At 37.9% G+C, this 23417-nt stretch carries 18 protein-coding genes, 2 pseudogenes and 1 riboswitch; of the genes and pseudogenes, 16 read left to right on the forward strand and 4 right to left on the reverse strand.

Going from position 1 to position 23417, the window contains the following annotated elements; all coding sequences use genetic code 11:
* The first annotated feature begins 15 nt into the window (after window positions 1–15).
* Both Q1B07_RS08930 and Q1B07_RS08935 read left to right on the forward strand, forming a co-directional pair.
* Entirely contained in the window at window positions 16–1167 is a 1152-nt protein-coding gene (locus tag Q1B07_RS08930) for a Ger(x)C family spore germination protein (RefSeq protein WP_299088845.1), read from the forward strand.
* 31 nt (window positions 1168–1198) lie between these two features.
* On the forward strand, window positions 1199–1363 hold the full coding sequence (locus Q1B07_RS08935) for a hypothetical protein (protein WP_299088847.1): 165 nt from the start codon (window positions 1199–1201) through the stop codon (window positions 1361–1363).
* 71 nt (window positions 1364–1434) lie between these two features.
* Here Q1B07_RS08935 and Q1B07_RS08940 read toward each other — a convergent pair whose 3' ends face one another.
* The gene (locus tag Q1B07_RS08940; RefSeq protein WP_299088848.1) at window positions 1435–2307 is read right to left on the reverse strand and encodes a Cof-type HAD-IIB family hydrolase; all 873 of its coding nucleotides are present in this window, start codon (window positions 2305–2307) and stop codon (window positions 1435–1437) included.
* Between the two features lie 28 nt (window positions 2308–2335).
* Window positions 2336–3094: a DeoR/GlpR family DNA-binding transcription regulator gene (locus tag Q1B07_RS08945; protein WP_299088849.1), complete on the reverse strand. Its 759-nt coding sequence runs from the start codon at window positions 3092–3094 to the stop codon at window positions 2336–2338.
* A gap of 186 nt (window positions 3095–3280) precedes the next feature.
* Here Q1B07_RS08945 and Q1B07_RS08950 point away from each other — a divergent pair, with 186 nt between their 5' ends.
* On the forward strand, window positions 3281–5215 hold the full coding sequence (locus Q1B07_RS08950) for a BglG family transcription antiterminator (RefSeq protein WP_299088850.1): 1935 nt from the start codon (window positions 3281–3283) through the stop codon (window positions 5213–5215).
* 247 nt (window positions 5216–5462) lie between these two features.
* Here Q1B07_RS08950 and Q1B07_RS08955 read toward each other — a convergent pair.
* Window positions 5463–5826, reverse strand: a pseudogene (locus Q1B07_RS08955) (helix-turn-helix domain-containing protein).
* Window positions 5827–5927: 101 nt separating this feature from the next.
* On the opposite strand from Q1B07_RS08955, the pseudogene Q1B07_RS08960 reads away from it, so the two are divergent.
* The 7 genes and pseudogenes from Q1B07_RS08960 to Q1B07_RS08990 all read left to right on the forward strand — a co-directional run.
* Window positions 5928–6302, forward strand: a pseudogene (locus Q1B07_RS08960) (MFS sugar transporter); the annotation flags it as partial.
* 151 nt (window positions 6303–6453) lie between these two features.
* Window positions 6454–7296 carry an aldo/keto reductase gene (locus tag Q1B07_RS08965; protein ID WP_299088852.1) on the forward strand — a complete coding sequence of 281 codons (843 nt, stop codon included), beginning with the start codon at window positions 6454–6456 and terminating at the stop codon, window positions 7294–7296.
* Window positions 7297–7658: 362 nt separating this feature from the next.
* Window positions 7659–9605, forward strand: coding sequence for a PTS fructose transporter subunit IIABC (locus tag Q1B07_RS08970; protein WP_299088853.1), 1947 nt, complete (start codon window positions 7659–7661; stop codon window positions 9603–9605).
* 73 nt (window positions 9606–9678) lie between these two features.
* A complete protein-coding gene (locus Q1B07_RS08975; protein ID WP_299088856.1) occupies window positions 9679–9909 on the forward strand; it encodes an excisionase family DNA-binding protein in 231 nt (76 codons plus the stop codon).
* Between the two features lie 137 nt (window positions 9910–10046).
* A complete protein-coding gene (locus Q1B07_RS08980; RefSeq protein WP_299088858.1) occupies window positions 10047–11015 on the forward strand; it encodes an alpha/beta hydrolase in 969 nt (322 codons plus the stop codon).
* 206 nt (window positions 11016–11221) lie between these two features.
* Entirely contained in the window at window positions 11222–12229 is a 1008-nt protein-coding gene (locus tag Q1B07_RS08985) for a BMP family ABC transporter substrate-binding protein (protein WP_299088861.1), read from the forward strand.
* An 18-nt stretch (window positions 12230–12247) separates the two neighbouring features.
* Window positions 12248–14047, forward strand: a complete 1800-nt coding sequence (locus Q1B07_RS08990; protein ID WP_299088984.1) for an ATP-binding protein — start codon at window positions 12248–12250, stop codon at window positions 14045–14047.
* Between the two features lie 408 nt (window positions 14048–14455).
* Here the strand turns inward: Q1B07_RS08990 and Q1B07_RS08995 are convergent, their stop codons facing one another.
* Window positions 14456–16135 (reverse strand): glutamine--tRNA ligase/YqeY domain fusion protein, encoded by a 1680-nt coding sequence (locus Q1B07_RS08995; RefSeq protein ID WP_299088864.1) that lies wholly within the window; start codon window positions 16133–16135, stop codon window positions 14456–14458.
* 357 nt (window positions 16136–16492) lie between these two features.
* A riboswitch (SAM riboswitch) is annotated at window positions 16493–16601 on the forward strand.
* A 140-nt stretch (window positions 16602–16741) separates the two neighbouring features.
* On the opposite strand from Q1B07_RS08995, the gene Q1B07_RS09000 reads away from it, so the two are divergent.
* From Q1B07_RS09000 to Q1B07_RS09025, 6 genes are all read left to right on the forward strand, one after another.
* Window positions 16742–17863, forward strand: coding sequence for a sugar ABC transporter substrate-binding protein (locus tag Q1B07_RS09000; RefSeq protein ID WP_299088866.1), 1122 nt, complete (start codon window positions 16742–16744; stop codon window positions 17861–17863).
* A 275-nt stretch (window positions 17864–18138) separates the two neighbouring features.
* Window positions 18139–19644, forward strand: a complete 1506-nt coding sequence (locus Q1B07_RS09005) for a sugar ABC transporter ATP-binding protein (RefSeq protein ID WP_366945171.1) — start codon at window positions 18139–18141, stop codon at window positions 19642–19644.
* 2 nt (window positions 19645–19646) lie between these two features.
* On the forward strand, window positions 19647–20648 hold the full coding sequence (locus tag Q1B07_RS09010; protein WP_299088868.1) for an ABC transporter permease: 1002 nt from the start codon (window positions 19647–19649) through the stop codon (window positions 20646–20648).
* A gap of 462 nt (window positions 20649–21110) precedes the next feature.
* A complete protein-coding gene (locus tag Q1B07_RS09015) occupies window positions 21111–21941 on the forward strand; it encodes a basic amino acid ABC transporter substrate-binding protein (protein WP_299088869.1) in 831 nt (276 codons plus the stop codon).
* Between the two features lie 70 nt (window positions 21942–22011).
* The gene (locus Q1B07_RS09020; RefSeq protein WP_299088871.1) at window positions 22012–22668 is read left to right on the forward strand and encodes an amino acid ABC transporter permease; all 657 of its coding nucleotides are present in this window, start codon (window positions 22012–22014) and stop codon (window positions 22666–22668) included.
* Window positions 22665–23387: an amino acid ABC transporter ATP-binding protein gene (locus tag Q1B07_RS09025; protein WP_299088873.1), complete on the forward strand. Its 723-nt coding sequence runs from the start codon at window positions 22665–22667 to the stop codon at window positions 23385–23387. The genes Q1B07_RS09020 and Q1B07_RS09025 overlap by 4 nt, the downstream gene beginning before the upstream one ends.
* The last annotated feature ends 30 nt before the right edge of the window (window positions 23388–23417 follow it).

Raw genomic sequence — 23417 nt, forward strand, 5'->3', positions numbered from 1 at the left:
CAGGATGGTGCTAAGATGAAAACCGCTAAATTCTCATTTGTTTTGCTCATCTCAATCTTCTTGCTGACTGGGTGCTGGAATCGGATTGAGATCAATGATATTGCGATTGTTACTGCTGTTGGATTAGATCTTTTGGAGGACGAAGAAATTCGTTTAACTCTTCAAGTAGCGATTCCGTCAAAGCTTGGACCAACTACGGGACCGACAGGCAGCGGGGATAATAGTACATTTATGATCTCTGATACTGGCAAGACATTTTCTGAAGCCTATCGACAACTCCAAGGTAAACTGTCAAGACGAATCTTTTTTTCACATAGCAGGGTGTTATTAATCGGGGAAGACCTCGCAAGGAAGGGAGTTTCTCCGATTCTTGATTTCTATTCAAGGTACCATGAGCCAAGGATGAACAGTTATATCATGTTTACAAAGGGAAATGCCTTTGAAGTCCTTAAAAACAAACCTAGTTTAGAAAGTGTAACTGCAGAGGAAACAAGAGAATTGACAAAATTAAGTGTAGGATTGTCAGTTAATATTAAAGAATTTTTGGATATGTATCTTACGGAAGGGCTTGAGCCAGTAGCTCCCCAATTTGCTACAGAGCCATTGGAAGTAAAGGTTAAAGAGAAATCAGAAGAGACCCAAGCGATTATAGGTGCGGCCGTATTTAAAGGGGATAAATTGGAAGGATGGATGAATGATTCTGAAACAAGAGGGATTTTATGGATAAGGGATCAAATGAATCTTGGTGTGATAACAGTCCAGGTAGAAGAGGAGAAAGGTGGCGGCAATATTAGTGCCAATATTATTCGATCTGAAACAAAAATAGTTCCTGAAATAAAAAAAGGCGAAGTCAAAATAACCGTGAATACGACTTCAGAGATGAATGTAATGGAGAACGCCTCTGAATTAGATTTAAATGATCCTAAGAATATTGAGAAATTACAGACTGAACTTGAAAAGGAAATTCATACAAGAATTCATGAAGTATTAGTAAAAGCAAAAGATGAATTAGGCTCAGATATTTTTGGCTTTGGGGAAGCTGTGTATAAAAAATACCCAAAACAGTGGAATGAAATATATAAAAAGGATTGGAATGAGAGGTTTAAAAAACTGGACGTTTCGGTTCATCCAACGGTTTATGTAAGAAGAATCGGCTTAACAAAATAGGATTCATATCAATTAAAAGAAGGATTGGTCTATGTTTAAGATCTTACTTATTGTAATCATCTTTATTGTTATTTTTGCTAGTGAAGTCCCGAAGTTAATAAAGAAAAAAGAGATAAAAGAACTTTTCGTCTTTTCCTTTCTTGGGCTAATCGGGTTTATTTTGAGTATTTTAGTGGTCGTACGGTCGTTTATTTAAGGAGAAATAGAAAGGCCACCACAGATTAACATAAAATCTGTGGTTGGCTATACTTGCGCCTTTAATTTATGCTAAATTGTTAAGGTTTTTTCTATTGCTGCACGAATTACCTTTGCAACGCCATGTTCATCATTTGTTAAGGTGACTTCATCACAAATTTCTTTAACCTCTGGTCTTGCATTTCCCATTGCAACACTTTTACCAGCTAGGTTTAACATCGAAACATCATTCATGCTGTCCCCGATCGCTACAGTGCTTGTGAGGGGAATGCCTAATTTTTCCGAAAGCTTTCTTAATGCAATTCCTTTTGAGGCGTCTTTGTGCTCCAATTCAAAATTATGATGGGCAGAGGAGACGATGGTCAGCCCTTCGATTTGACCAAACTTCTTCCAACCTGCATCAAGCTTTTCTTCAAAAAATGAAAAGGCAAGGATGTTATAAAGATCAGCACCCGTTTTTTCAATTTCCTTATAGGAGTCAATGAAGAAAAAGCCTGTTTGACTGAATTGTTTGACTAAGGCTTCCTTTAACTCTGATATGCGAACTTCCGTGTTTGCGCTTTTGATGCGATCAATCTCAATTTCCAAAAGCTCTCTCCCATTTTGAGGAGTAAAGATGCATTCATTACTAAACACTTCGTAATAATAGCCGTCTTCTTCTAAAGAACGTAAAATGTCGTAAGCTAAGGCAGGTTCAATTGGCTGTGAATGAAAAAGATTGCCTTCAGGGTCATGGATCGTCGCACCGTTTGCCCCGATCACCCAAGTTTTAACACCCGTATTTTCAAACAAGGCTTTCACATCAAAATGGGCACGGCCTGTTGCAATCACAATTTCGATTCCCGCTTGCCTTGCTGAATGTATGGCTTCAAGATTTTCAGGGCTTATTTGGCTCTTACTCGTTAAAAGCGTGCCATCTAGGTCAATCGCAATTAATTTTGTCATGGTTAAAAAACCTCCTGCAATAAATAGATTAAAGAGCTATCAGTAATTCCACCCCATGCTTTTTAAGTAGCTCTTGAAAACTTTCATCAGGTTCTTGATCTGTGATAAATAAATCAATATCTTGTAAGGTTGAACAGCGAAAATAACCGGTTACACCGATTTTCGTGTGGTCGGCTAAAAGGATGACCTGGTCTGCCTGCTGCATCATTTTGCGCATAACCATTCCATCTTCTTCATGGGCAACAGTTATGCCTTTTTCGGAAAGGCCGTAACAGCCTATAAATGTTTTGTCTACATGGTATTGGGAAAGCTTTTCAATGACAGATGTTCCGAATAAATAGCGATGCTCCTTATGAAATTCACCGCCAAGCAGTTGAATATGGGCATGGGGATTTTTTGATAAGAGATCCGCTTGGTTAATGGAATTGGTAACAATGGTACATTCAAGATCCATTAAATGTTCTGCACAAGCCTGCACGGTTGTGGATGTATCGAGAATAATTGTATCACCGCTATTTATTAGTTCTGCAGCCTTTTTACCGATCCGTTTCTTTTCTGCTGAAACGAGACTTAGACGATTAGAATAGTCCTTAATGATATGCTTAGAAGAAGGGAGAATAGCTCCGCCGCGTGTTCTTATTATCGCTTTTTCTTCCTCAAGTCTGACTAAATCCCTTCTAGCTGTATCCCTTGAAACCTTAAAGATCCGGCAAATTTCATCAACAGATATTCGTTTTTCCTTTTTTAAATAATCGATAATCAGACGTAATCTTTCTTCTTGGAACATAGTATCAGCCTGCTTTTTAAGTGTTTATAAGTATATATAAGTATTTGTAATTGATTATAAGTTGTTTTCTGCCGTATCGCAAGGTAAACATAAGTTATTGTTTCTGCTTTTGGTTTTAAATTGTTCCATATGGTATAAATGGGATAGGAATATTGCAGGGGTTACAACGTTGAAATAGGTGAAAGCATGAATGAAAGACAAAAAGAAATAATAAAGATTTTATTAACCGAATTCGGAAAGCCGCTGTTTGTTCAAACGATTGCGGAACGTATTGGGTGTTCAGAAAAAACAGTCCGCAATGATTTTAAAATGATTGAAACCTTCTTAAACGAACATTCAGCTGCTAAATTGGTGCGCAAACCTGGCTTAGGTGTTTACATAGAAATTGATGAAGTGGAAAAGACTCAGCTTTTTCAAATGCTTCAGGAAACAAACTCGATGCAGAAGGACGATGAGGAGTCCTATCGGGTGATGCAAATTGCCTATCAGCTATTAATGAGCAAATCGCCTGTTTCAGCTCAGGAGCTTGCTGATAAACATTATGTGAATAAATCCGTTATCAAAAAAGATTTAGATATGATTGAAAAGTGGTTGGATCAAAAAGGCTTAACCTTAGTATCAAAGCAAAAGGTCGGGGTAAGCATCGAAGGAACAGAAGGAAATAAAAGAAGGGCACTTGCCCATTTACCAGAGCTGAAGAAGGATGCAGCAGAGGGTGCTGACTTTATCTTAAAGCAGTTTACTCCACATGAAATGACGATTATTCAAAGAGAACTAAATGATTTCCAGCGACAATACTTGCTATTTTTTACAGATGAAACAACTGAAAGATTAGTTATTCATCTTCTCATGATGATCAGAAGAACAAAGCTGGGACATCCAATTTCACTAGCTAAGCAAGATCTTGAGTATCTTTCAGAGAAACAGGAATTTAAATGGGCTTCCACATTTTTGAGAAAACTAGAAATCATTTTTGTTGTCCATTTTTCAGAGAAAGAAATTGCGTATTTCACGCTTCATTTATTAGGCGGAAGGCATCGCTTTCCAAAGCACCAAGGAACAGATGAAAAGGTTGATGATTTGGACCAGCATGAGGCGATTATTGAGGATCTGCTACTGCAAATGACAGAACTAACAAAGCAGGATTTTACGAATGATGAATCATTAAGAGAAGGACTATCCATCCATTTATATTCAGCATTAAATCGAATAAAATTTGGCCTTACTGTCTCAAACCCGATGCTAAATGAAATAAAAAGAATGTATCCATATATCTTTGATTCTGTTATTCATGTCATAGAAGAACTCAATAATAAGTTTTCTATTTCCATTCCTGAGGAAGAGGCTGCCTATTTAACCATTCATTTTCAAGCTTCGATTGAGCGGCTTCGCCAAAATCAAAGGAACAAATTGAATGCCATCATTGTTTGTCATATGGGCATTGGGATGTCACAACTACTGAATGTAAAGCTTGAAAAAAAATATCAATCTCTTCACATTATTGATAGCATCGCAAAAGCTGATTTACGAGATTATTTAGAGCATCATAAGGTAGACCTAATTATTTCAACCATTGATTTAGTTGGCTTAAAAATTCCTCATATTGTCATTTCTCCTTTATTAGAAGGCGCAGATGAAAAGAGACTGAAAGAATTTATAGCCCAACAAACAGCTGGTGACAACCAAATAAATTCTGCATTGGTTCAGTATGTTGAAACATCAGCATTGTTCTTACAGTATAGCAGTGAGCATCGCTTTAAAATAATTGAAGAGCTTGCTATTGCATTATATGATGGAGGCTTTGTTGATAAGGAATATGGTCATAGTGCTATCTTGAGGGAAAGAATGTCAGCTACAACGATTGGCTCGGGAATAGCGATTCCACATGGAAGCCCAAAGCTAATTAAAAAGCCTGCTATTGCTGTAGCAGCACTCAAGCAACCAATCGATTGGTCAGGAGAAAATGTTTCATTGGTTTTTATGCTGGCCGTCCCAAATCAAGATCAGCAAACAACAAAGCAGCTTTTTCGTGAGCTATCGTCAATTAGTGAGCAGCCAGCACTGCTGAAGAAATTGACTGATGCCAGGTCAATTGATCAATTTTTATCATTGCTAAAATGAGACTTCCATCAGCGGGAAGTTCTTCAGTCGCACTGATGGATAGCCGAGGCTATTACCATAAACCACCAAGACCTTATGTTTCGGCTTAATTGGCCACCAAGCTTCGTTGATTCTTTACGGGCAGATATTCCCCATTTTCTAGTGGTGATTACTGCCCGTTAAGATTGGGTATAGGGGGAGATAAAAGAAGACATAAGAGCTGTCTCAACAGGGTCTTGCCCTTATATTTAGAGACAGTCTCTTATGTTTAATCATTATTTAAAATACTTTCCTCTAAGACAAAACTTATCTCCGTACACCTTTATGATATGTCTTTCCCCCCAAGCACAAAGGGAATCCAAAATTTCTTTTAAACTCCAGCCATATTCGCTAAGCTCGTACTCTACCTTTGGAGGGATTTGATTATATACGATTCGATTAATAACTCCATCTTCCTCTAACTCTCGCAGCTGTTGAGTTAACATTTTCTGTGTAATCGATGGCATGAGACGCTTTAACTCACTGGTTCGTTTTTTCCCATGTGTTAAATGGCAGAGGATGACGCATTTCCATTTACCTCCTATTACCTCTAAGGTTGCTTCAACTGAAATATTGTATTTCTTTTGCTTCATTAAAATCCTCCTATTTAACAGGCACCAAAAAGTACCTATATGACTTTTTAGTATCTATATCACAAAAAAGTGCGTATTTTTCTTTATGCTCCTCACTTGGTTCACTGTTTTATATGTTTATTGTCCAAGCAATTGTCCTTTTAGTTCTCATGTTTACTGCACCATTTAAAATCGCAGGTCTCATTACGATTATTTTAATGGGTTTACTAGCATTCATGAACGTGCCGGGACTGCAAGTATATGTCGTCATTCTAGCAGAGCGCTTTGTTCCAAAAGCGGTAGATGTTGCGTCAGCAATCAATATTGCCGCATTTAACGCAGGTATTGCAATTGGTTCTTATTTAGGCGGTATGATTACAGATTCCATTGGGCTTATCCATACCTCATGGATCGGCTCGTTAATGGTTGTAGCAGCTGTCATTTTAACAGGATTGAGCCGGGCGCTTGAACGAAAGGATCAGGTTGTACAAGCTTAAATATTTTATTAATAGCAATGTAAAGCTCATAGCTGAGTTTGCCCTATGTTGATTGGAGCAGAAGGCAGATAGCGCTGGAAAATCCAATCAACAGGCAAGTAACAGGTCTTGAAAAGTATAAAGCGATTAAACATTACGGAGGTTATATAAAATGCTTAAAAATTTACAAGATACAACAACTTTGCATAATGGAGTAAAAATGCCTTGGTTTGGTCTTGGGGTATTTAAAGTAGAGGAAGGACCCGAACTAATCAATGCGGTGAAATCTGCGATAAAGCATGGCTATCGCAGCATCGATACAGCAGCTATTTATGAGAATGAAGCAGGTGTTGGACAAGCGATTCGTGAAGTCATGGAAGAAACAGGCATAGCTAGAGAAGAATTATTTATAACGTCAAAGGTTTGGAATTCAGATTTAGGATATGAATCTACCATTGCTGCATTTGAGGAAAGTTTAAAGAAGCTTGGCCTAGACTACTTAGACTTATATTTCATTCATTGGCCGGTTGAAGGAAAATATAAACCGTCATGGAAAGCATTAGAGACTCTATATAAAGACGGGAAGGTTAAGGCAATTGGCGTAAGTAATTTCCAGATTCACCACCTAGAGGACCTGATGAAGGAATCAGAAATAAAACCGATGGTAAATCAGGTAGAATACCATCCGCGTTTGACACAAAAAGAGCTTCAAGCGTTTTGTCAAAAACATGGTATTCAAATGGGGGCATGGTCACCACTTATGCAAGGTCACTTGTTAGATAACGAAGTACTAAAGGAAATTGCGGAAAAGCATAATAAATTCATTGCCCAGGTTATTTTACGGTGGGATCTGCAACATGGTGTTGTGACAATACCAAAATCAATAAGAGAACAGCGAATTATTGAAAATGCCTCAATATTTGATTTTGCCTTATCAAATGCAGAAATGGAAAGAATCGATAACTTAAATCAGGACAAGAGAGTTGGACCAGATCCTGATAATATTGATTTTTAATGAAAAGTTAAGTTAAATATAAAGAAGAAACTGTCTCAAGAAAAGGTCGCATTGACCCTGCCTGAGGCAGTTTTTTTAGTTTTAGTGTTTCAATATTCTAATGCATTTTCGCAAACTTTGTTGCTATTTACCAAGAATCAACATATACAGATTTCATCAAGAACCTAGTTAAATACGACATTATCTTAAAATAGAGCCTTCATTAAAAAGAATAATTATGTTTTTGTGATATAAACTACCATAAGTAAATTCATTTCTTTCCTTTTTTCCGCAGCAACGGTAAAAAAATGATCTTTTTTTGTCGAATTCTTGCCGTATAGTAAATGTAAGCGATTAGAGATTGCACAATAGGAGGTTACAACATGAAGCTATTAGCGATTACATCATGCCCAAATGGGATTGCACATACGTATATGGCTGCGGAAAATCTACAAAAAGCAGCTGATAAATTGGGTGTTTCAATGAAGGTTGAAACCCAAGGCTCCATTGGAGTAGAAAACGAATTTACTGAAAAGGATATCATGGAAGCTGATGGCATTATTATCGCTGCTGATAAAACAGTAAGTAAGGATCGTTTTGCAGGAAAAAAGGTATTAGTTGTTGGTGTTCAAGAGGGGATTCGCAAACCTGAAGAACTGATCCAAAAACATTTGAAGGGTGAAGTGCCGGTTTTTAAAGGGGAAGCCAAAAAAACCGGTGATGACAAAGGGGCGAAGAAGGATAAACAAAATCCGATCTATCGTCACTTAATGAATGGTGTTTCCTATATGATTCCATTCATTGTTATTGGCGGTTTATTAATTGCCGTTGCTTTAACACTTGGAGGAGAAAAAACTCCTGGCGGATTGGTGATCCCAGAGGACTCTTTCTGGAAATCAATTGAAAAGCTTGGTGCTGCCTCGTTTACATTCATGGTGCCGATTTTATCAGGATTTATCGCATATAGTATTGCTGACAGACCGGGATTGGCTCCTGGTATGGTTGGCGGCTATATTGCAGCAAATGGTTCGTTTTATGGAAGTGAAGCAGGTGCAGGCTTTATTGGAGGAATTATCGCTGGATTTTTAGCTGGTTATGTAGCATTGGCCATTAAGAAAATGAAGGTACCAAGAGCGATTCAACCGATTATGCCAATTATTATCATTCCTGTGCTGGCATCATTAATTATTGGACTGGCATTCATTTATGTAATCGGTGCTCCGGTAGCCCAAGTATTTGAATCATTAACAGCTTGGTTAGCGGGAATGCAAGGCTCAAGCTCCATTTTATTAGCGCTTATTCTTGGCGCAATGATTTCGTTTGATATGGGTGGTCCAGTCAATAAGGTTGCCTTTTTATTCGGATCGGCAATGATAGGTGAGGGGAACTATGAAATTATGGGTCCGATCGCAGCTGCAATCTGTATCCCTCCAATCGGAATGGGTATTGCAACATTTTTAAACAAAAAGAAATATCAGCCATCAGAAAGAGAAGCAGGAAAAGCTTCGTTTACAATGGGGCTATTCGGAATAACTGAAGGGGCTATCCCATTTGCAGCCCAAGATCCATTCCGTGTTATTCCAAGTATCATGGCAGGTTCGATGGCAGCCTCTGTTATTGCAATGATTGGCAATGTCGGCGATCGCGTTGCCCATGGCGGTCCAATTGTTGCCGTGCTTGGTGCGGTAGATAATGTGATTATGTTCTTTGTCGCCATTATAGCTGGTGCATTTGTTACTGCGATACTAGTAAACATTTTAAAAAGAGATGTTGAGGTAATCGACGCTTTAGACGAGGAGCAGCCAGATCATATTGAGGTTCCTGCCAAAGAGGAACAGCCGGAAAAAGATGTACAAGCAGAAAATGAAGAGGTTAAGAAATTAACAGATCTTACAAGTATGGCGTTAATTGATCCAAATCTAAACGGGCAAACTCGAGACGATATCATCGACGAAATGATTGCAAAGCTAGACGCTGAAGGCGTATTAACCTCAAAAGAAGAGTTTAAACAAGCCATTATAAACCGTGAAAATGAAAGCTCAACCGGAATTGGTATGAACATTGCGATTCCTCATGGTAAATCAGATGCAGTCACAAAGCCGAGAGTGGTATTTGGCATTAAGCAGGATGGTGTTGACTGGAAAAGTCTTGATGGAACGGAAGCAAAATTGATCTTTATGATTGCCGTACCAAAAACGGGCCAAGGTGATGCACATTTGAAAATCCTGCAAATGTTATCTCGAAAATTAATGGATGATGCTTTTAGAGATCAATTATTAGCAGCAAAATCTAAAGAAGAAGCTTTTGCCCTGTTAAATGAAATTGAGTAAGATTTCATCTTTACATTTTCAGCCTTTCCTAATAGTCTAATTAGGGAAGGCTATTTTTAAAGGGTGAAAAAATATGTATTTAACCATTTCTGAAACAGCTGAATTTTTATCACTGTCAGAGGAAGTTGTAACTAGCTTAGTGCTGCAAAAGAAAATTAGGGCTTTATACGATGGTGAGCAGTATCTAATTTACAAGGATCAATTTCAAACTCACTTTGAGCAGTTAGAAAAATATAAGACATTATATGATGAATATATGAAAGAACCGATTCCAGAGGATATAGATGTCAAGGATGAGGATTAATGAAGCAAAGGAGAACTGGGTGTTGTAGTGCTATTGCCCAGTTTTTCTTTTCCTAAGTAAACCATAAAATGTACTGTTCTTTTTTTATGATTAATGTTATCATTATTGATAATAATAATAAAAGAGGAGAGTCATGGATGAACTCTATCGTTGAAGAATTGGTCAGTTTCAAAAGTGATGTCACACTAAAAGGTACAATTGCATGTCCTAACACTGACGATGATCAGTACCCAGCGATTATCATGATAAACGGTTCAGGTGGGGCAGATCGGGACGGTAATATGAAGAAGCCCGCTCTTGTAACAAATTTGTATAAAGAGCTTGCTCACTTTTTAACAGATTTAGGCTTTGTCACATTGCGATATGATAAGCGAGCAGTCGGTGAAAGTGAAGGGAATTCAATTACAAGCGGAATGCTTGACTTAGTAAATGACATAATAAGTGCTATCATTTTTTTGAAAAATCATCCTAAAGTTAATAACGATCAAATCATTTTACTTGGACATAGTGAAGGGTGTGTTTTGGCAACAAAAGTAAATGAAACTCTTCCTGTAGCTGGTTTAATTTTGCTTGCGGGAGCGGGCACAAATTTAAAAGAGCCAATTATTTATCAAAATCGGCAAACAATCGAAGAAATAAAAAACCTTAAAGGGATAAAAGGAACGTTGTTAAGGCTGCTTGTTAAAGAACATAAAATCGCAAAGCAGACTGAAGAGCTTTTTAGCAAAATGGAAAGCTCGACTGGTGATACAATTAGGATCAAGATGAAAAAGATGCCGGCAAAGTGGTTTAGGGAGCATCTTCGCTATCGTTCTGAGGATGTTCTTAATGCTTTGAAACAGGCAAACTGTCCGATCCTTGCCATAACAGGTGATAAGGATGTTCAGGCAAACTACGAGGATTTAAAACGAATTGACGTCATGGAAAAATCCAATGCGAAGACAGTCGTCATTAAAAACATGGACCATATGCTGAAAGAATTTAAAGGAGAAAAAACGGTTCTTAATTTATTGAAGCAATATAAAAAAGAAGCAACTGCTCCAATTCACAATCTATTAAAGGATGAGCTAAGGGACTGGTTAACAAAACACTATTTAGAAAAATAAGACTGTTGACTTGAAAGCTCTGATCAATCCAAATAAAGAGATGATCTCTTATTTTGGAGGATCAGAGCCTTTTGTTTTGATTAGAATGTTTCAATTATGAAGATTTTGTCGAATTGTGTAGATATTTTTAGATATTTGTAGATTGATAAAGGTATGTTCGTTATAATGTTTAAGGAGAAAGGTACTATGATAAGGGGAGAAAAAAGTTGCAGCAATCGAAACAACTTAGAATAATAGGGTTTATCACGCTGATTGTTGCTATTGCTCTAGTAGGAACAATTGTGTTGAAAACGAAAGGGATTATGCTAGAAGCCGAGACTAGCTCTAGCGGAACATTAGAAAAAACAAAGGTGACGATTATTACCTCTGACGTTGTAGCTGATCAAAGCTGGGGAAGCCTTGCCTATAAAGGTCAGCTTAAAATAGAAGAACAGTTTCCAGTAGATGTTACACTTTATAGTGAAATTAATACGGATAAATTAATGTTACAAACGGTTAATACAGCTATTCAAGATGGATCAAAACTGATTATTGGCCATGGTCGGGAGTTTTCAGATGTCTTTACAAAAGCTGCCCTCATTAATCCGGATGTGCGATTTGTGACCATTCATGGGACAGCAAAACATCCTAACCAAACGGTGTATACGTTTGATCAAGGTGAAATTGAATATTTTGCCGGGTTAGCTGCAGCTCTTAAAACGAAGACAAATAAGATCGGTGTTCTTAACCCAACTGAATCTGGTGATGAGTATCCTGAATTTGAAGCAGGCTTGGCCTATTATAAACCAGAAGCCAGTATTTATACGAAGGTTGTAGGAAGCAGAGATGATGGCAAAAAGGCTGTTCAGCTTATGAAGGAGTTACTTTCTGAAGGTGTTGATGTTATTTATAGCAAAGGCAATTCCTATAATCGCGATGTGATTGATTTGGCAAAAAAAGAGGATGTATATGTGATCGGTTATCTTGATGATCAATCTTATATGGGGAAGGAACACGTTTTAACAAGTGTGATGAATGATGTTTCACAAACATATGTTGCAATTATGAATGATTTTTTTAGCGAAAAGGGTTTGAATTCTGGTAAAGTTATATTAAATGCAAGTCATGGAGTCTACAGTTTAGCTCCATTTGGACCAATATTTACGGAAAAAGAGATTCAATTTATGAAAAATGAGATGAAGAAGTATGAACAAGGGGAATTGACGTTTCCTTAGGGGAGGAAAGGAATTGTGATGACGAAATTAAGTAGAAATATGTCTTTTCGAACGAAGATTCTCACAATTCTCCTTTTACTAACCGTTGTATTAAGCGGTTTTTCGCTAGTCTTAGTCCAATCGATAGAAGACATTACACAGATTAGCAATAAAATCAAGGAACGAAACATCCCTGAGCTTATGTGGCTTTCTCAACTGGAGAAGGAGCTGGATGTAAAAGAATACATTGTAGAGAGTGCGATTAAAAACGATATGTGCTGTGAAATGATCGAGGAATATCAGGCATATGCTTCATTTGACCATTCTGAAGACAATGAGGATTCAATTCCTAAATCCCTTGCTCCTTTAAAGAAAAGTATAGATCTATTGGATTTCATGATGATCAACAATGTTCAAGGTCTTCTCAATTATAATGATAAAAAGGCTGCCGAGGAGTATATCACTACACATTATCTCCCGCAGCTTAATCAGTTAAAGCAGGATGTAAAAGCAGCACAGGAAGAGTCCTTTTCGCAATTAAATGGCCATTCTAATTCCTTTACCGATATTATAAAGGGTTCATTATGGCTGCTAATATTAGTAACCACTGGGGCAATTGCTTTATCTATTATTGCCTCATATCGAATTAGTGCCAGTTTAACGAAACCAATCGAAACAATGATCGATAAAGTAGACCTGATTGCTAACGGGAAATATGGATTAACACTCGATTCCCCTCATCAGCTTGAATTGCAGCATTTAACCCATTCGATTAACCAAATGTCAACCAGGCTGCAAGATTCATTTAATACGATATTGAATGACAAAATGTATCGTGAGCAAATTTTAAACTCTTTGCCTGTAGGGATCATTACAATCAACGACCAAACTTCGGAAATATCGTTGAACACAGCAGCAGTCAGTCTGTTACATACAAATGAACAACAGGTAAAACAGCTTGCTTCTGATCATCGTGATCAAGAAAATGAGCTGTTTTGGAGCATATTGTCATCAAAGAAAAATTATAAGCATACCAAAGTACCTTTTACTACATCTGAAGGTGATTGTTTTTTATTAGTGTCGCAAACAGAATTATTAAATCAAAACCATATGGTGATTGGCCGGATCATTAATTTTGTTGACATTACAGAAACAGACAAGCTGGAAAAACGAATTCACCAATCTGAAAAGTTGGCAGCTGTAGGAGAAATGGCAGCAGGTGCCGCACATGAAATTCGTAATCCGCTTGCTGTTGTCCATGGCTTTTTAACATTAATGAATCAATCCTTTTCAGAACAGGAAAAAAGCAAGTATCATTTGTCGCTCATTATGAAGGAAATTGAGCGCATTAACGTTATTATTGAAGAAATGCTGCTACTATCGAAGCCGGGGGCACCAATTAAAAGGGAAACCTATCTAGAAGATATTTTAGGTGAATTCCTGCCGCTGATTATTCAATCATCTGAGGAAATTCAATTTAACATTGAATTGGATCATATACCATTGCAAGTAGATGCCAAGCAAATCAAACAGGTTTTCCATAATATGATCCGCAACAGCATTGAAGCGATGGGCGGGAAGGGTGTTATCTCGATTTCATCACATGTAACGGAAAAGGACTATCAAGTCTTTATAAAGGATTCAGGCTCAGGCATTCCTTCTTCTATAATAGATTCTCTATTCGAGCCTTTCTCTAGTTCAAAGGAAAATGGTACTGGATTAGGGCTTATGATCGTCAAGCGCATTGTGGAAAATCATGATGGGTGTATTACATTGTATGATTCATCAGATGACGGCACTACCTTTCTGATTAGTTTGCCATTGATAACAAAAAAGTAAAAAAAGCAGAATCCTTTTGGGGTAGAGAGCAAGTCTGAAGGACAAAACTCCATAGGAAAACAGTTGAATTGTCCTTCACAAAGCTGATGAAGGACGAAACTCAATATGTAACCAGTAGAAAAGTCCTTCATAAAGCTAAAAAAGAGGAAATTCCGTGACAGTATAATGCCCCAAAAATAAAAAGTCTACTATTTGCCTTGATAAACAATAAAAGGACGTGTGACAATTCACACGTCCTTTGTGCAAGTTTAAGAAAGTATAAAATTTTGTACTTAGTTTTAGTGTCTAGCTCCAGGCGCCATCGGCTCGAGGTCATAAGTCAAATAGGAATTGAAGGTAAAGAACACCTTCTATTCCTATTCGCCTTATGCTTGTCGCCGATAGGCGGGCGCCTTGCGCTTTTCTTACTTATTTTAACTTAAACGAACTTTTTAAAGAGACAATTCTGTTAAAAACCTTTTTCTCTTCAGTAGAATGCTTAGGGTCAACATTGAAGTATCCGTGACGGAAAAATTGGAATTTATCGTGTTCTTTACAATCTTTCATATTAGGCTCAATGAAGCCTTGTAAAACTTCTAATGAGTTTTTGTTCACGTAATCGAGGAAGGTTTTTTCCTCATTGTGATCAACGTCTGTTTCCTCTTCTTCGTTTTCACTATTATCAAGAATAAGTTGTTCATATAAGCGGAATTCTGCTGGAAGTGCATGCTTTGCATCAACCCAATGCAATGTGCCCTTTACTTTACGTCCAGTAAAACCTGTTCCGCTCTTCGTTTCTGGATCATAAGTACAATGGATTTCAATGACATTTCCAGCCTCATCTTTAATAACATCCTCACATTTGATGAAGTAGGCATGTTTTAAACGCACTTCATTTCCAGGGAAGAGACGGAAATATTTTTTTGGAGGATCCTCCATAAAGTCTTCCTGCTCAATGTAAATTTCACGAGAAAACGGAATTTGTCTCATCCCCATTTCAGGAACCTCAGGGTTAATTTCTGCGTCAAGCATCTCAACTTGACCTTCAGGATAATTCGTAATGACAACCTTCAAAGGCTTTAAGATTCCCATTGTACGCGGGGCTTTTAGCTTTAAATCTTCTCTGACGAAGTGTTCAAGCATTGCCTCATCAACGAGTGCAGAGCCTTTAGATACACCTGTTTCCTTGACAAATTCACGGATGGCTTCAGGTGTGTACCCTTTTCTTCTTAAACCTGAAATGGTTGGCATTCGAGGATCATCCCAGCCATCAACGAAGTTTTCATCAACAAGCTGCTTCAGCTTACGTTTACTCATAACAGTATTTTTAATGCCTAAACGCCCAAATTCGATTTGCTGTGGTTTATTTTCCATTTCACATTCTTCAATAACCCAGTTATAAAGGGGGCGTTGATCCTCAAATTCTGTTGTACATAAGGAGTGGGTAATTCCTTCAATGGAATCCTCTAGAGGATGGGCAAAGGCATACATCGGGTAAATACACCAAGCATCGCCTGTGTTATGATGTGTTGCATGAGAGATCCGGTAAATAACAGGATCACGTAAATTTATATTAGGTGATGACATATCAATTTTTGCACGAAGCACTTTCTCACCATTGGCGAATTCACCTTTGCGCATTTTTTCAAATAAAGCTAAGTTTTCATCGACTGAACGATTCCGATAGGGGCTTTCTTTTCCGGGCTCGGTAAGTGTACCGCGATAGTGTCTAATTTCATCAGCTGTTAAATCATCAACATATGCTTTTCCCTTTTTTATTAAGAGAACAGCACGGTTGTACATTTCTTCAAAGTAATCAGAGGCAAAAAACAAACCATCCCATTGGTAGCCGAGCCATTCGACATCTTTCTTGATCGCTTCAACGTATTCGGTATCTTCCTTTAACGGGTTTGTATCATCAAAGCGCAAGTTGGTTTTTCCATTAAATTCATCCGCTAAACCAAAATTAATGACGATCGACTTTGCATGGCCAATGTGTAAGTATCCGTTAGGCTCTGGAGGGAAACGAGTATAGACAGAATCACGTTTTCCTGTTTCTAGATCCTCTTTAATGATGCTTTTAATAAAGTTTGAGGAATTGTGTTCCAAATCAGATCAAACCTTTCTTTTATATGTAAAAATAAGTTCTGCCTTCCATTATACCAATTCATTCGCAAAAGGTTAATTTACGATATCAATTTTATAATAATAGTATATATATTTACATGATTCGTTCATCTGTATACAAGATGATAAAAATAAAAAGAAATTATTTGCTTGATCATAGGAGTTATTTTGTTGCTCTTGTCTATTATGGAAAAGCTGATCAAAAAAATCGGATAAAGGAAAATGTATAAGCGCAATCATTTTATTGATTTGTACAAATAGTCAAAAAAATAGTTGACAAGACCTCTATAGCCTATTAAAGTAATTATATTCTTAATTTTACTTAATTGCATAGTAAATCTCTTATCAAGAGTGGCAGAGGGACTGGCCCGATGATGCCCGGCAACCGTTCTTTTATAGAATTGGTGCTAATTCCTGCAAAACCTAAATGGGTTTTGAAAGATAAGAGAGGAGACTCCTATATATACGTGTGGCGAAACCTCTCTATCTTTGAGAGGTTTTTTGCGTTTTAAAGGACTCAATCCGCTTGAGTTCTAGAGTAAAAGAGGGAAAAAATGATCACACAAAAGAAAAGGAGAGTTTACAAACATGAAAAACAGACGATTTAACTCTGCATTTATTTTCATTCTTGTCATTGCATTATTTGTAACAGGCTGTTCTTCAAATGGTGCTGAAACAGCTGAACCTGCAAAAGGGAATCTGGATGTATCGCTGGAAAATGTCCCAGAGCGCTTTGCGAACGGTGAAGGAGCGAAAATTAAGGTCATCCGTAAAATCGGCGGGGATGATCATACAGCTCAATTTTTAGCTGGTGCGAAGGAGGAAGGAGAAGCATTAGGCTTCCACGTTGATGTATTTACAGCAAATGGCGATACAGCAAAATTCCACGATGCAATCGCACAAGGGCTTGAAGAAGATTATGATGGATTTATTATTTCCCACGGAGATGATGCGGCAACAGTTAAAGCTGTCCAAAAGCTTGTTGATGCTGGAAAAAGCGTTGTTACTTTCGACTCTAACGAAGAATTATCACAAATCGAAGGTGTAACCTTAACTTCACAGGATGATGAGGCCCTTGCTTCATTAGCACTGGAGCAGCTAATAAAAGATACAAATGGAGAAGCGAATATTGTATACCTTTGGGTTGATGGCTTCCCGCCAATGGTAAGACGTAATCAAGTTTATCAAGAAACATTAAAGAACAATCCTAGTATTAAAGAAATTGAGCGCTTCGGTGTAGCTGCAGCTGATACTTCGGTGCAAACACAAAATGCTGTAGCGGCAATGCTAAATAAGCATCCAAAGGGTGAAATCGATGCGATTTTTGCTACATGGGACGCATTTGCGATCGGGGCGGCTCGTGCAATTAAAGAAGCTGGCAGAGATGAAATCAAAATCTATGGAATTGATGTTTCTAATGCAGACCTTCAAGAAATCCAAGATAAAAGCAGCACTTGGAAATACTCGGCAGCCGTTGATCCAAAGCTAATCGGGGCAGTAGACATGAGATTACTAGCCAAAAAGCTAGCTGGAGAGGAAACGCCGCAAACCTATAATCTTGAGGCTTCACTCATTTCACAAGAAGCATTATTAAAAGCAAGTGAACCAGTAAATATGGTGAATCTTGCAAAGACAATAGAAGGCTGGGGACAATCAACAGCATTTGAAGAAGAGTGGATGAAAACATTGAAGGAATATTATAAAAAATAAAACTTATCTCAAAGGGTCTGCCCCCAAAACAAACAGATTAGGTTCTCACTATATGTTTGGGGGTCTGCCTCTTTTTTATTGCTTAGGAATTATTAAATGCTTTAACTGTGGATAAGCGGTTCGGCATCCAGCTCCAGCGCCTAGCCCCTCGAGGTCATAAGCCAATTTGGAATTGAAGGCAAAGAACACCTTCTATTCCAAATCGTCTTATGCTTGTCGGGGCTGATCAAGGCGCTTGCGCTTTTGTTCGTTATGAAAGGAAGGAGGAAAGCAACTTGAAGCAATCAATCTTAGAAATGAAGGATATCTCTATTGAATTTCCAGGTGTGAAGGCTTTGGATTCTGTAGACTTCATCATGAAAACTGGTACAACCCATGCCTTAATCGGAGCAAATGGAGCCGGGAAATCAACGTTAATGAAGGTATTATCAGGAGCATTCGACCATTACACCGGCAACATCTTCATTGATGGTAAAAAGACGTCCATTAGAGCGCCAAAGAATGCTCAGGAGAATGGGATTCAAATTGTCCACCAAGAGGTTGATACTGCCCTTATCCCTTACTTGACAGTAGGGGAAAACATTATGCTGACAAGAACGGTTAATGATATGGGGAAAAAGCAATTGATAAAATGGGCAGACATGCATAAACAAGCAGAAACGATTTTAAACAGCTTAAACATTCGTGTAACTACGAAAAAATTAGTGAGTGAACTCACATTGGCTGAGAAACAAATGGTGCTAATTGCCAGGACGGTTTCAACAGATTGCAAGTTTCTTATATTAGATGAACCAACAGCACCACTTAGCCATTCAGAAACAAAAGAACTATTTCGCATTGTTCGGGAGCTAAAAGATAAAAATGTCGGGATTATTTTTATTTCCCATCGTCTCCCGGAAATTTTTGAAATCTGTGATGAAATGACGATTATGAGGAACGGGAAGCTTGTTTCACGTGAGCTTGTTGCCCATCTTACCCCAAATAAAGTAGTAGAGCTGATGTTAGGCAGAGAGCTTCAAGAGCAATTTCCAAAAAAATCTGCTCAGGTTGGAGATGTGCTATTTGAGGTCAATGCACTTAGTGATACCGGTAAGTTAAGGGATATCTCCTTATCTGTCCACAAGGGTGAGATTGTCGGGATTGCTGGATTAGTTGGTGCTGGAAAAACAGAACTATGTAAGGCGTTATTTGGAGATGCAAAAATAAAGTCAGGTGTCGTAAAGCTTGATGGAAAGGTGCTATCGCTAACAAATCCTTATCAAGCTGTAAAGCAAGGGATTGCATTAGTGCCTGAGGAAAGAAGAAAAGAAGGGATTCTTGTAAAGGAATCTGTCACCACGAACTTAACGTCAGCTAGTTTAGGTGCGTTTACTAAGGCGCTTAGTTTTTTAAACCGAAAAGCAGAGAAACAGAAGGCGTTAGAGCTGATTAATCATCTTGGGGTAAAAACACCTTCAGAGGAAGCGATTGTTCAAAATCTTTCGGGGGGAAATCAACAAAAAATTGCCATCGGCAAATGGCTAATTGCTGATGCTGATGTTTATATCTTTGACGAGCCGACAAAGGGAGTTGACGTTGGCGCGAAAAAAGATATCTTTGAATTAATCTGTGGTTTGGCACGAAGAGGAAAGGCAATCATTTATGCATCCTCCGAGCTTGCAGAAATTATCGGAATTACAAATCGAGTTTATGTTTTATATGATGGTCAGGTTGTTAAGGAAGTGGAAACGGATGTAACGAACGAAGAAGAATTATTAATTTATTCAACAGGAGGCAACTAGGGATGAAGCAATCAAATCCTGTACAAGCAACTATTCCGTCAAAAGGGACTTTTGATCTCTTTCAATTTTTATATAGGTATGGAACGATCTTAACGATTTTTATTCTTATCATTGTCTTTGCTTTATCAAATCCAACGTTTATCCAAATCAATAATTTGATTAATATTTTACGCTCGATTTCAATTGTAACGATTATCGCGATTGGCATTACGATTTCGTTATCAGTCAATGGATTTGACCTTTCAGTTGGATCTGTAGCATCGTTGTCAAATGCCATTGTGATCTCAATGTTTGTCTGGTTCTCTCAAAACACATTTGTAGCGATCCTTTCGGCAATCGTGGCCTCCTTGCTTGTAGGTGTTTTAAACTCTTTTATTATTGTAAAATTAAAAGTTCCGGATATGCTGCTCACGTTAGCAACGATGTTTATCGTACAAGGAATTGCTCTCACCTACACAAGAGGGGCTGCCATTTCACAAAATATGGTCATGCCTGATGGAACATTTTCAACAGGACTGATCAGCCCTTCCTTTGAAAAAATCGGTCAGGTGCCATGGATTATCATCATTATGGTCATTGTGGTGGTTGTTGTTCACATTTTTCTAACCTTTACGAAGCATGGACGATATATGTATGTCATTGGCGGGAATATTGAAGCTGCGAGGCTTTCAGGGATTCCTGTTAATAAATATAAAGTAACGGCTTATTTATTATCTGCATTGTTTGCATCAATCGGAGGCATCGTATTAGCTTCCCGGGTAATGACAGCAGAAATTAATGCTGGTGCGCCATATTTAATGGACGCTGTTGCCGCGGCATTCATTGGATTTTCAGTGCTTGGAGCAGGTAAGCCAAATGCTTTTGGTACATTTATAGGTGCTGTATTAATTGGAATCCTTCAAAATGGGCTTGTGATGATGTCCGTCCCTTACTATGCAATGGATATTGTAAAAGGTACGGTCCTAGCATTTGCACTTGCGCTTACTTACTATAAACAAAAATAAGAATGAGGCTTTCTCAAAAGTGCTACTGTGCCTTTTGAGAAAGCCTCATTCTTTTGTTTAGGAATGGTTTAATTAGGGAAAAGAAGATATGAGCTTCGAAGCACTGGATGTACCGCATTTTGTTCTATAAGAGGTAATATACAAAACAGAAGTGCATAAAAATAACGAATTTTATAAGTTAGGATTAGAGATTTAAAAAGGTATTTCTTGTTATAGAACCTTACAAATCAATTGACAGTTTTTTGCAAAATCATAAAATATAAGGAAAAATAGCCTCCATCAATAAATAAATTGAAAATAAATTCTATTCTAATAAAAGTTTTTTATACATAGTATTGTATTTAAATACATATACTGATATACTTCATACAGGCATATCTTATATCTACGAAGTAAAAAAAGTACATAATAGCTTGAGTTTTCTGAATTATCTTATTATACAAAAATAAGGGGGATTTAAAGATGAAAAAAGGGATGTTGTCTTTTATAATGGTACTTGCCATTATGATGGTTTTATCTGCTTGTGGAACAAGCCAGGAGACTTCTGGCGGGGAATCAAGTGATGGGGGAGAAAAGAAAGAAAAACTTAGAGTTGTAACAGAAGCCAATTATGCACCTTTTGAGTATCAGGACAAGGGTGAAGTAGTTGGATTTGATATTGATTTTATCCAGGCTGCTGCAGAAGAAGCAGGTTATGAAGTAGAAGTAGTGAACGTGGGCTGGGACCCATTATTCGTTGAAATTAAAGATAAGATTGCAGACATTGGCTTATCAGCCATAACGATAAACGATGACCGCAAGCAAACATATGACTTTTCAGTGCCGTATTTCCTCTCAACAAATAAAATTTTAGTCCCTGAAGATAGTGACATAAAATCTGCCGAAGATTTAAAGGGAAAAGTCATTGCTGTACAAACAGGTACAACAGGTCAAGAAGCGGTTGATAGTATTGTAGGAAAAAATAATCCTAATGTTAAAAAGTTTGAGAATAATAACTTAGCCATTATGGAGCTAAATAGCGGCGGTGCAGATGCTGTTGTTGCAGATAACACGGTCGTCGAAGAATATGTGGAAAATAATCCAGACAAAAAATTAAAGGTAGTTGAAGATGCTGATAATTTTGCTGCTGAATACTACGGATTAATGTTTCCCAAAGGCAGTGAATTAAAGGCAGAGTTCGATGAGGCCATTAACAAAATATTAGACAATGGAAAATATACTGAAATTTATAATGAATGGTTCGGATCAGACCCGGATATTGAAAACTTAAAGACACAACAAGCTCAACAATAAAGGAAAGATTATTGCGTATCATCTTTGAGAAAGGTGCTGCGCAATTTTTCCTTATATGGGGGATAGGATGATGGATTTTCGCTTTGATATTATTATTGAATATGCTCCGTTTTTAATAAAAGGGACATTGCTAACAATTGGCCTATCACTTGCGGGGATTATCCTCGGCATGATTCTCGGACTAGGAATCGGGCTTGGGAAAATGATGAAGAATAAATGGCTGGCACTTCCCTTTAATTGGTATATTACGTTCTTTCGCGGGACGCCGTTATTTGTGCAAATATTGATTGTTCATTTTGGTGTAGTACCGCTATTTACCGGGGAAACAAATGGGATAGCTGCCGGAATTATTGCGCTTTCCTTAAATGCTGCCGCTTATATTGCGGAAATTTTTCGCGGCGGCATTCAATCGATTGATCGCGGACAAATGGAAGCAGCCCGTTCCCTTGGTATGAATCATTTTCAAGCAATGAGAGATGTTATTTTGCCTCAAGCAATAAAACGAATGATTCCTCCGTTTGGCAATGAGTTCATTGTGTTAATAAAGGATTCTTCATTAGTTTCTGTTGTTGCCGCTCCGGAGATTATGTATTGGGGCCGGGCGATGTCAAGTCAATACTATCGTGTATGGGAACCATACTTAACGGTTGCCTTGATCTATTTAATCCTTACACTATCGCTTAGCTTCCTGCTGAATCTACTTGAAAGAAGGCTGAAGACAGAATGATAACCGTTCAACGATTAAAAAAATCATTTGGAGCAAACGAAGTATTAAAGGATATCAATGTTCAAATCAAGCCGCAGGAGGTTGTGGTGGTTATTGGACCATCTGGTTCGGGTAAATCAACATTTTTACGCTGCTTGAATTTGCTTGAATCGATTACGGGCGGTCAGGTTATAGTAAATGGCAGCGATCTAACAGATAAAAAAACAGATATTAATAAGATCCGTGAAGAGGTCGGGATGGTGTTTCAGCAATTTAATTTGTTTCCACATAAAACGGTCCTTGAAAATATTACACTAGCTCCGCTAAAAGTAAAAAAGATAAGTGCAGAGCAAGCGAAAGAAAAGGGAATGATGCTGTTAAAAAAGGTTGGTTTGGAAGAAAAGGCACATGCCTATCCAAGCTCATTATCCGGAGGACAAAAACAGCGGGTCGCGATAGCAAGGGCGTTAGCGATGGAGCCCAAAATTATGTTATTTGATGAACCTACATCAGCTTTAGACCCTGAAATGGTCGGTGAAGTTTTAGAGGTAATGAAGCAGCTGGCCAGGGAAGGAATGACAATGGTTGTCGTCACACATGAAATGGGTTTTGCAAAAGAAGTCGGTGATCGCGTAATTTTTATGGATGGTGGATATATTATAGAGGAAAATGAACCGAAACAGTTATTTGACCATCCTCAGCATGAAAGAACGAAAGCGTTCTTGAGCAAGGTATTATAAAAAGATGTTTTAGTAAATTGCGTATAGGTA

The organism is uncultured Metabacillus sp. (genome assembly GCF_947503125.1).
GTDB lineage: Bacteria > Bacillota > Bacilli > Bacillales > Bacillaceae > Metabacillus.

What these genes read in the sequence shown, in the direction of transcription:
- Q1B07_RS08930 (WP_299088845.1), top strand. Translation starts at nt 16, where the DNA reads ATGAAAACCGCTAAATTCTCATTTGTTTTGCTCATCTCAATCTTCTTG.
- Q1B07_RS08935 (WP_299088847.1), top strand. Translation starts at nt 1,199, where the DNA reads ATGTTTAAGATCTTACTTATTGTAATCATCTTTATTGTTATTTTTGCT.
- Q1B07_RS08940 (WP_299088848.1), bottom strand. Translation starts at nt 2,307, where the DNA reads ATGACAAAATTAATTGCGATTGACCTAGATGGCACGCTTTTAACGAGT.
- Q1B07_RS08945 (WP_299088849.1), bottom strand. Translation starts at nt 3,094, where the DNA reads ATGTTCCAAGAAGAAAGATTACGTCTGATTATCGATTATTTAAAAAAG.
- Q1B07_RS08950 (WP_299088850.1), top strand. Translation starts at nt 3,281, where the DNA reads ATGAATGAAAGACAAAAAGAAATAATAAAGATTTTATTAACCGAATTC.
- Q1B07_RS08965 (WP_299088852.1), top strand. Translation starts at nt 6,454, where the DNA reads ATGCTTAAAAATTTACAAGATACAACAACTTTGCATAATGGAGTAAAA.
- Q1B07_RS08970 (WP_299088853.1), top strand. Translation starts at nt 7,659, where the DNA reads ATGAAGCTATTAGCGATTACATCATGCCCAAATGGGATTGCACATACG.
- Q1B07_RS08975 (WP_299088856.1), top strand. Translation starts at nt 9,679, where the DNA reads ATGTATTTAACCATTTCTGAAACAGCTGAATTTTTATCACTGTCAGAG.
- Q1B07_RS08980 (WP_299088858.1), top strand. Translation starts at nt 10,047, where the DNA reads ATGAACTCTATCGTTGAAGAATTGGTCAGTTTCAAAAGTGATGTCACA.
- Q1B07_RS08990 (WP_299088984.1), top strand. Translation starts at nt 12,248, where the DNA reads ATGACGAAATTAAGTAGAAATATGTCTTTTCGAACGAAGATTCTCACA.
- Q1B07_RS09000 (WP_299088866.1), top strand. Translation starts at nt 16,742, where the DNA reads ATGAAAAACAGACGATTTAACTCTGCATTTATTTTCATTCTTGTCATT.
- Q1B07_RS09010 (WP_299088868.1), top strand. Translation starts at nt 19,647, where the DNA reads ATGAAGCAATCAAATCCTGTACAAGCAACTATTCCGTCAAAAGGGACT.
- Q1B07_RS09015 (WP_299088869.1), top strand. Translation starts at nt 21,111, where the DNA reads ATGAAAAAAGGGATGTTGTCTTTTATAATGGTACTTGCCATTATGATG.
- Q1B07_RS09020 (WP_299088871.1), top strand. Translation starts at nt 22,012, where the DNA reads ATGGATTTTCGCTTTGATATTATTATTGAATATGCTCCGTTTTTAATA.
- Q1B07_RS09025 (WP_299088873.1), top strand. Translation starts at nt 22,665, where the DNA reads ATGATAACCGTTCAACGATTAAAAAAATCATTTGGAGCAAACGAAGTA.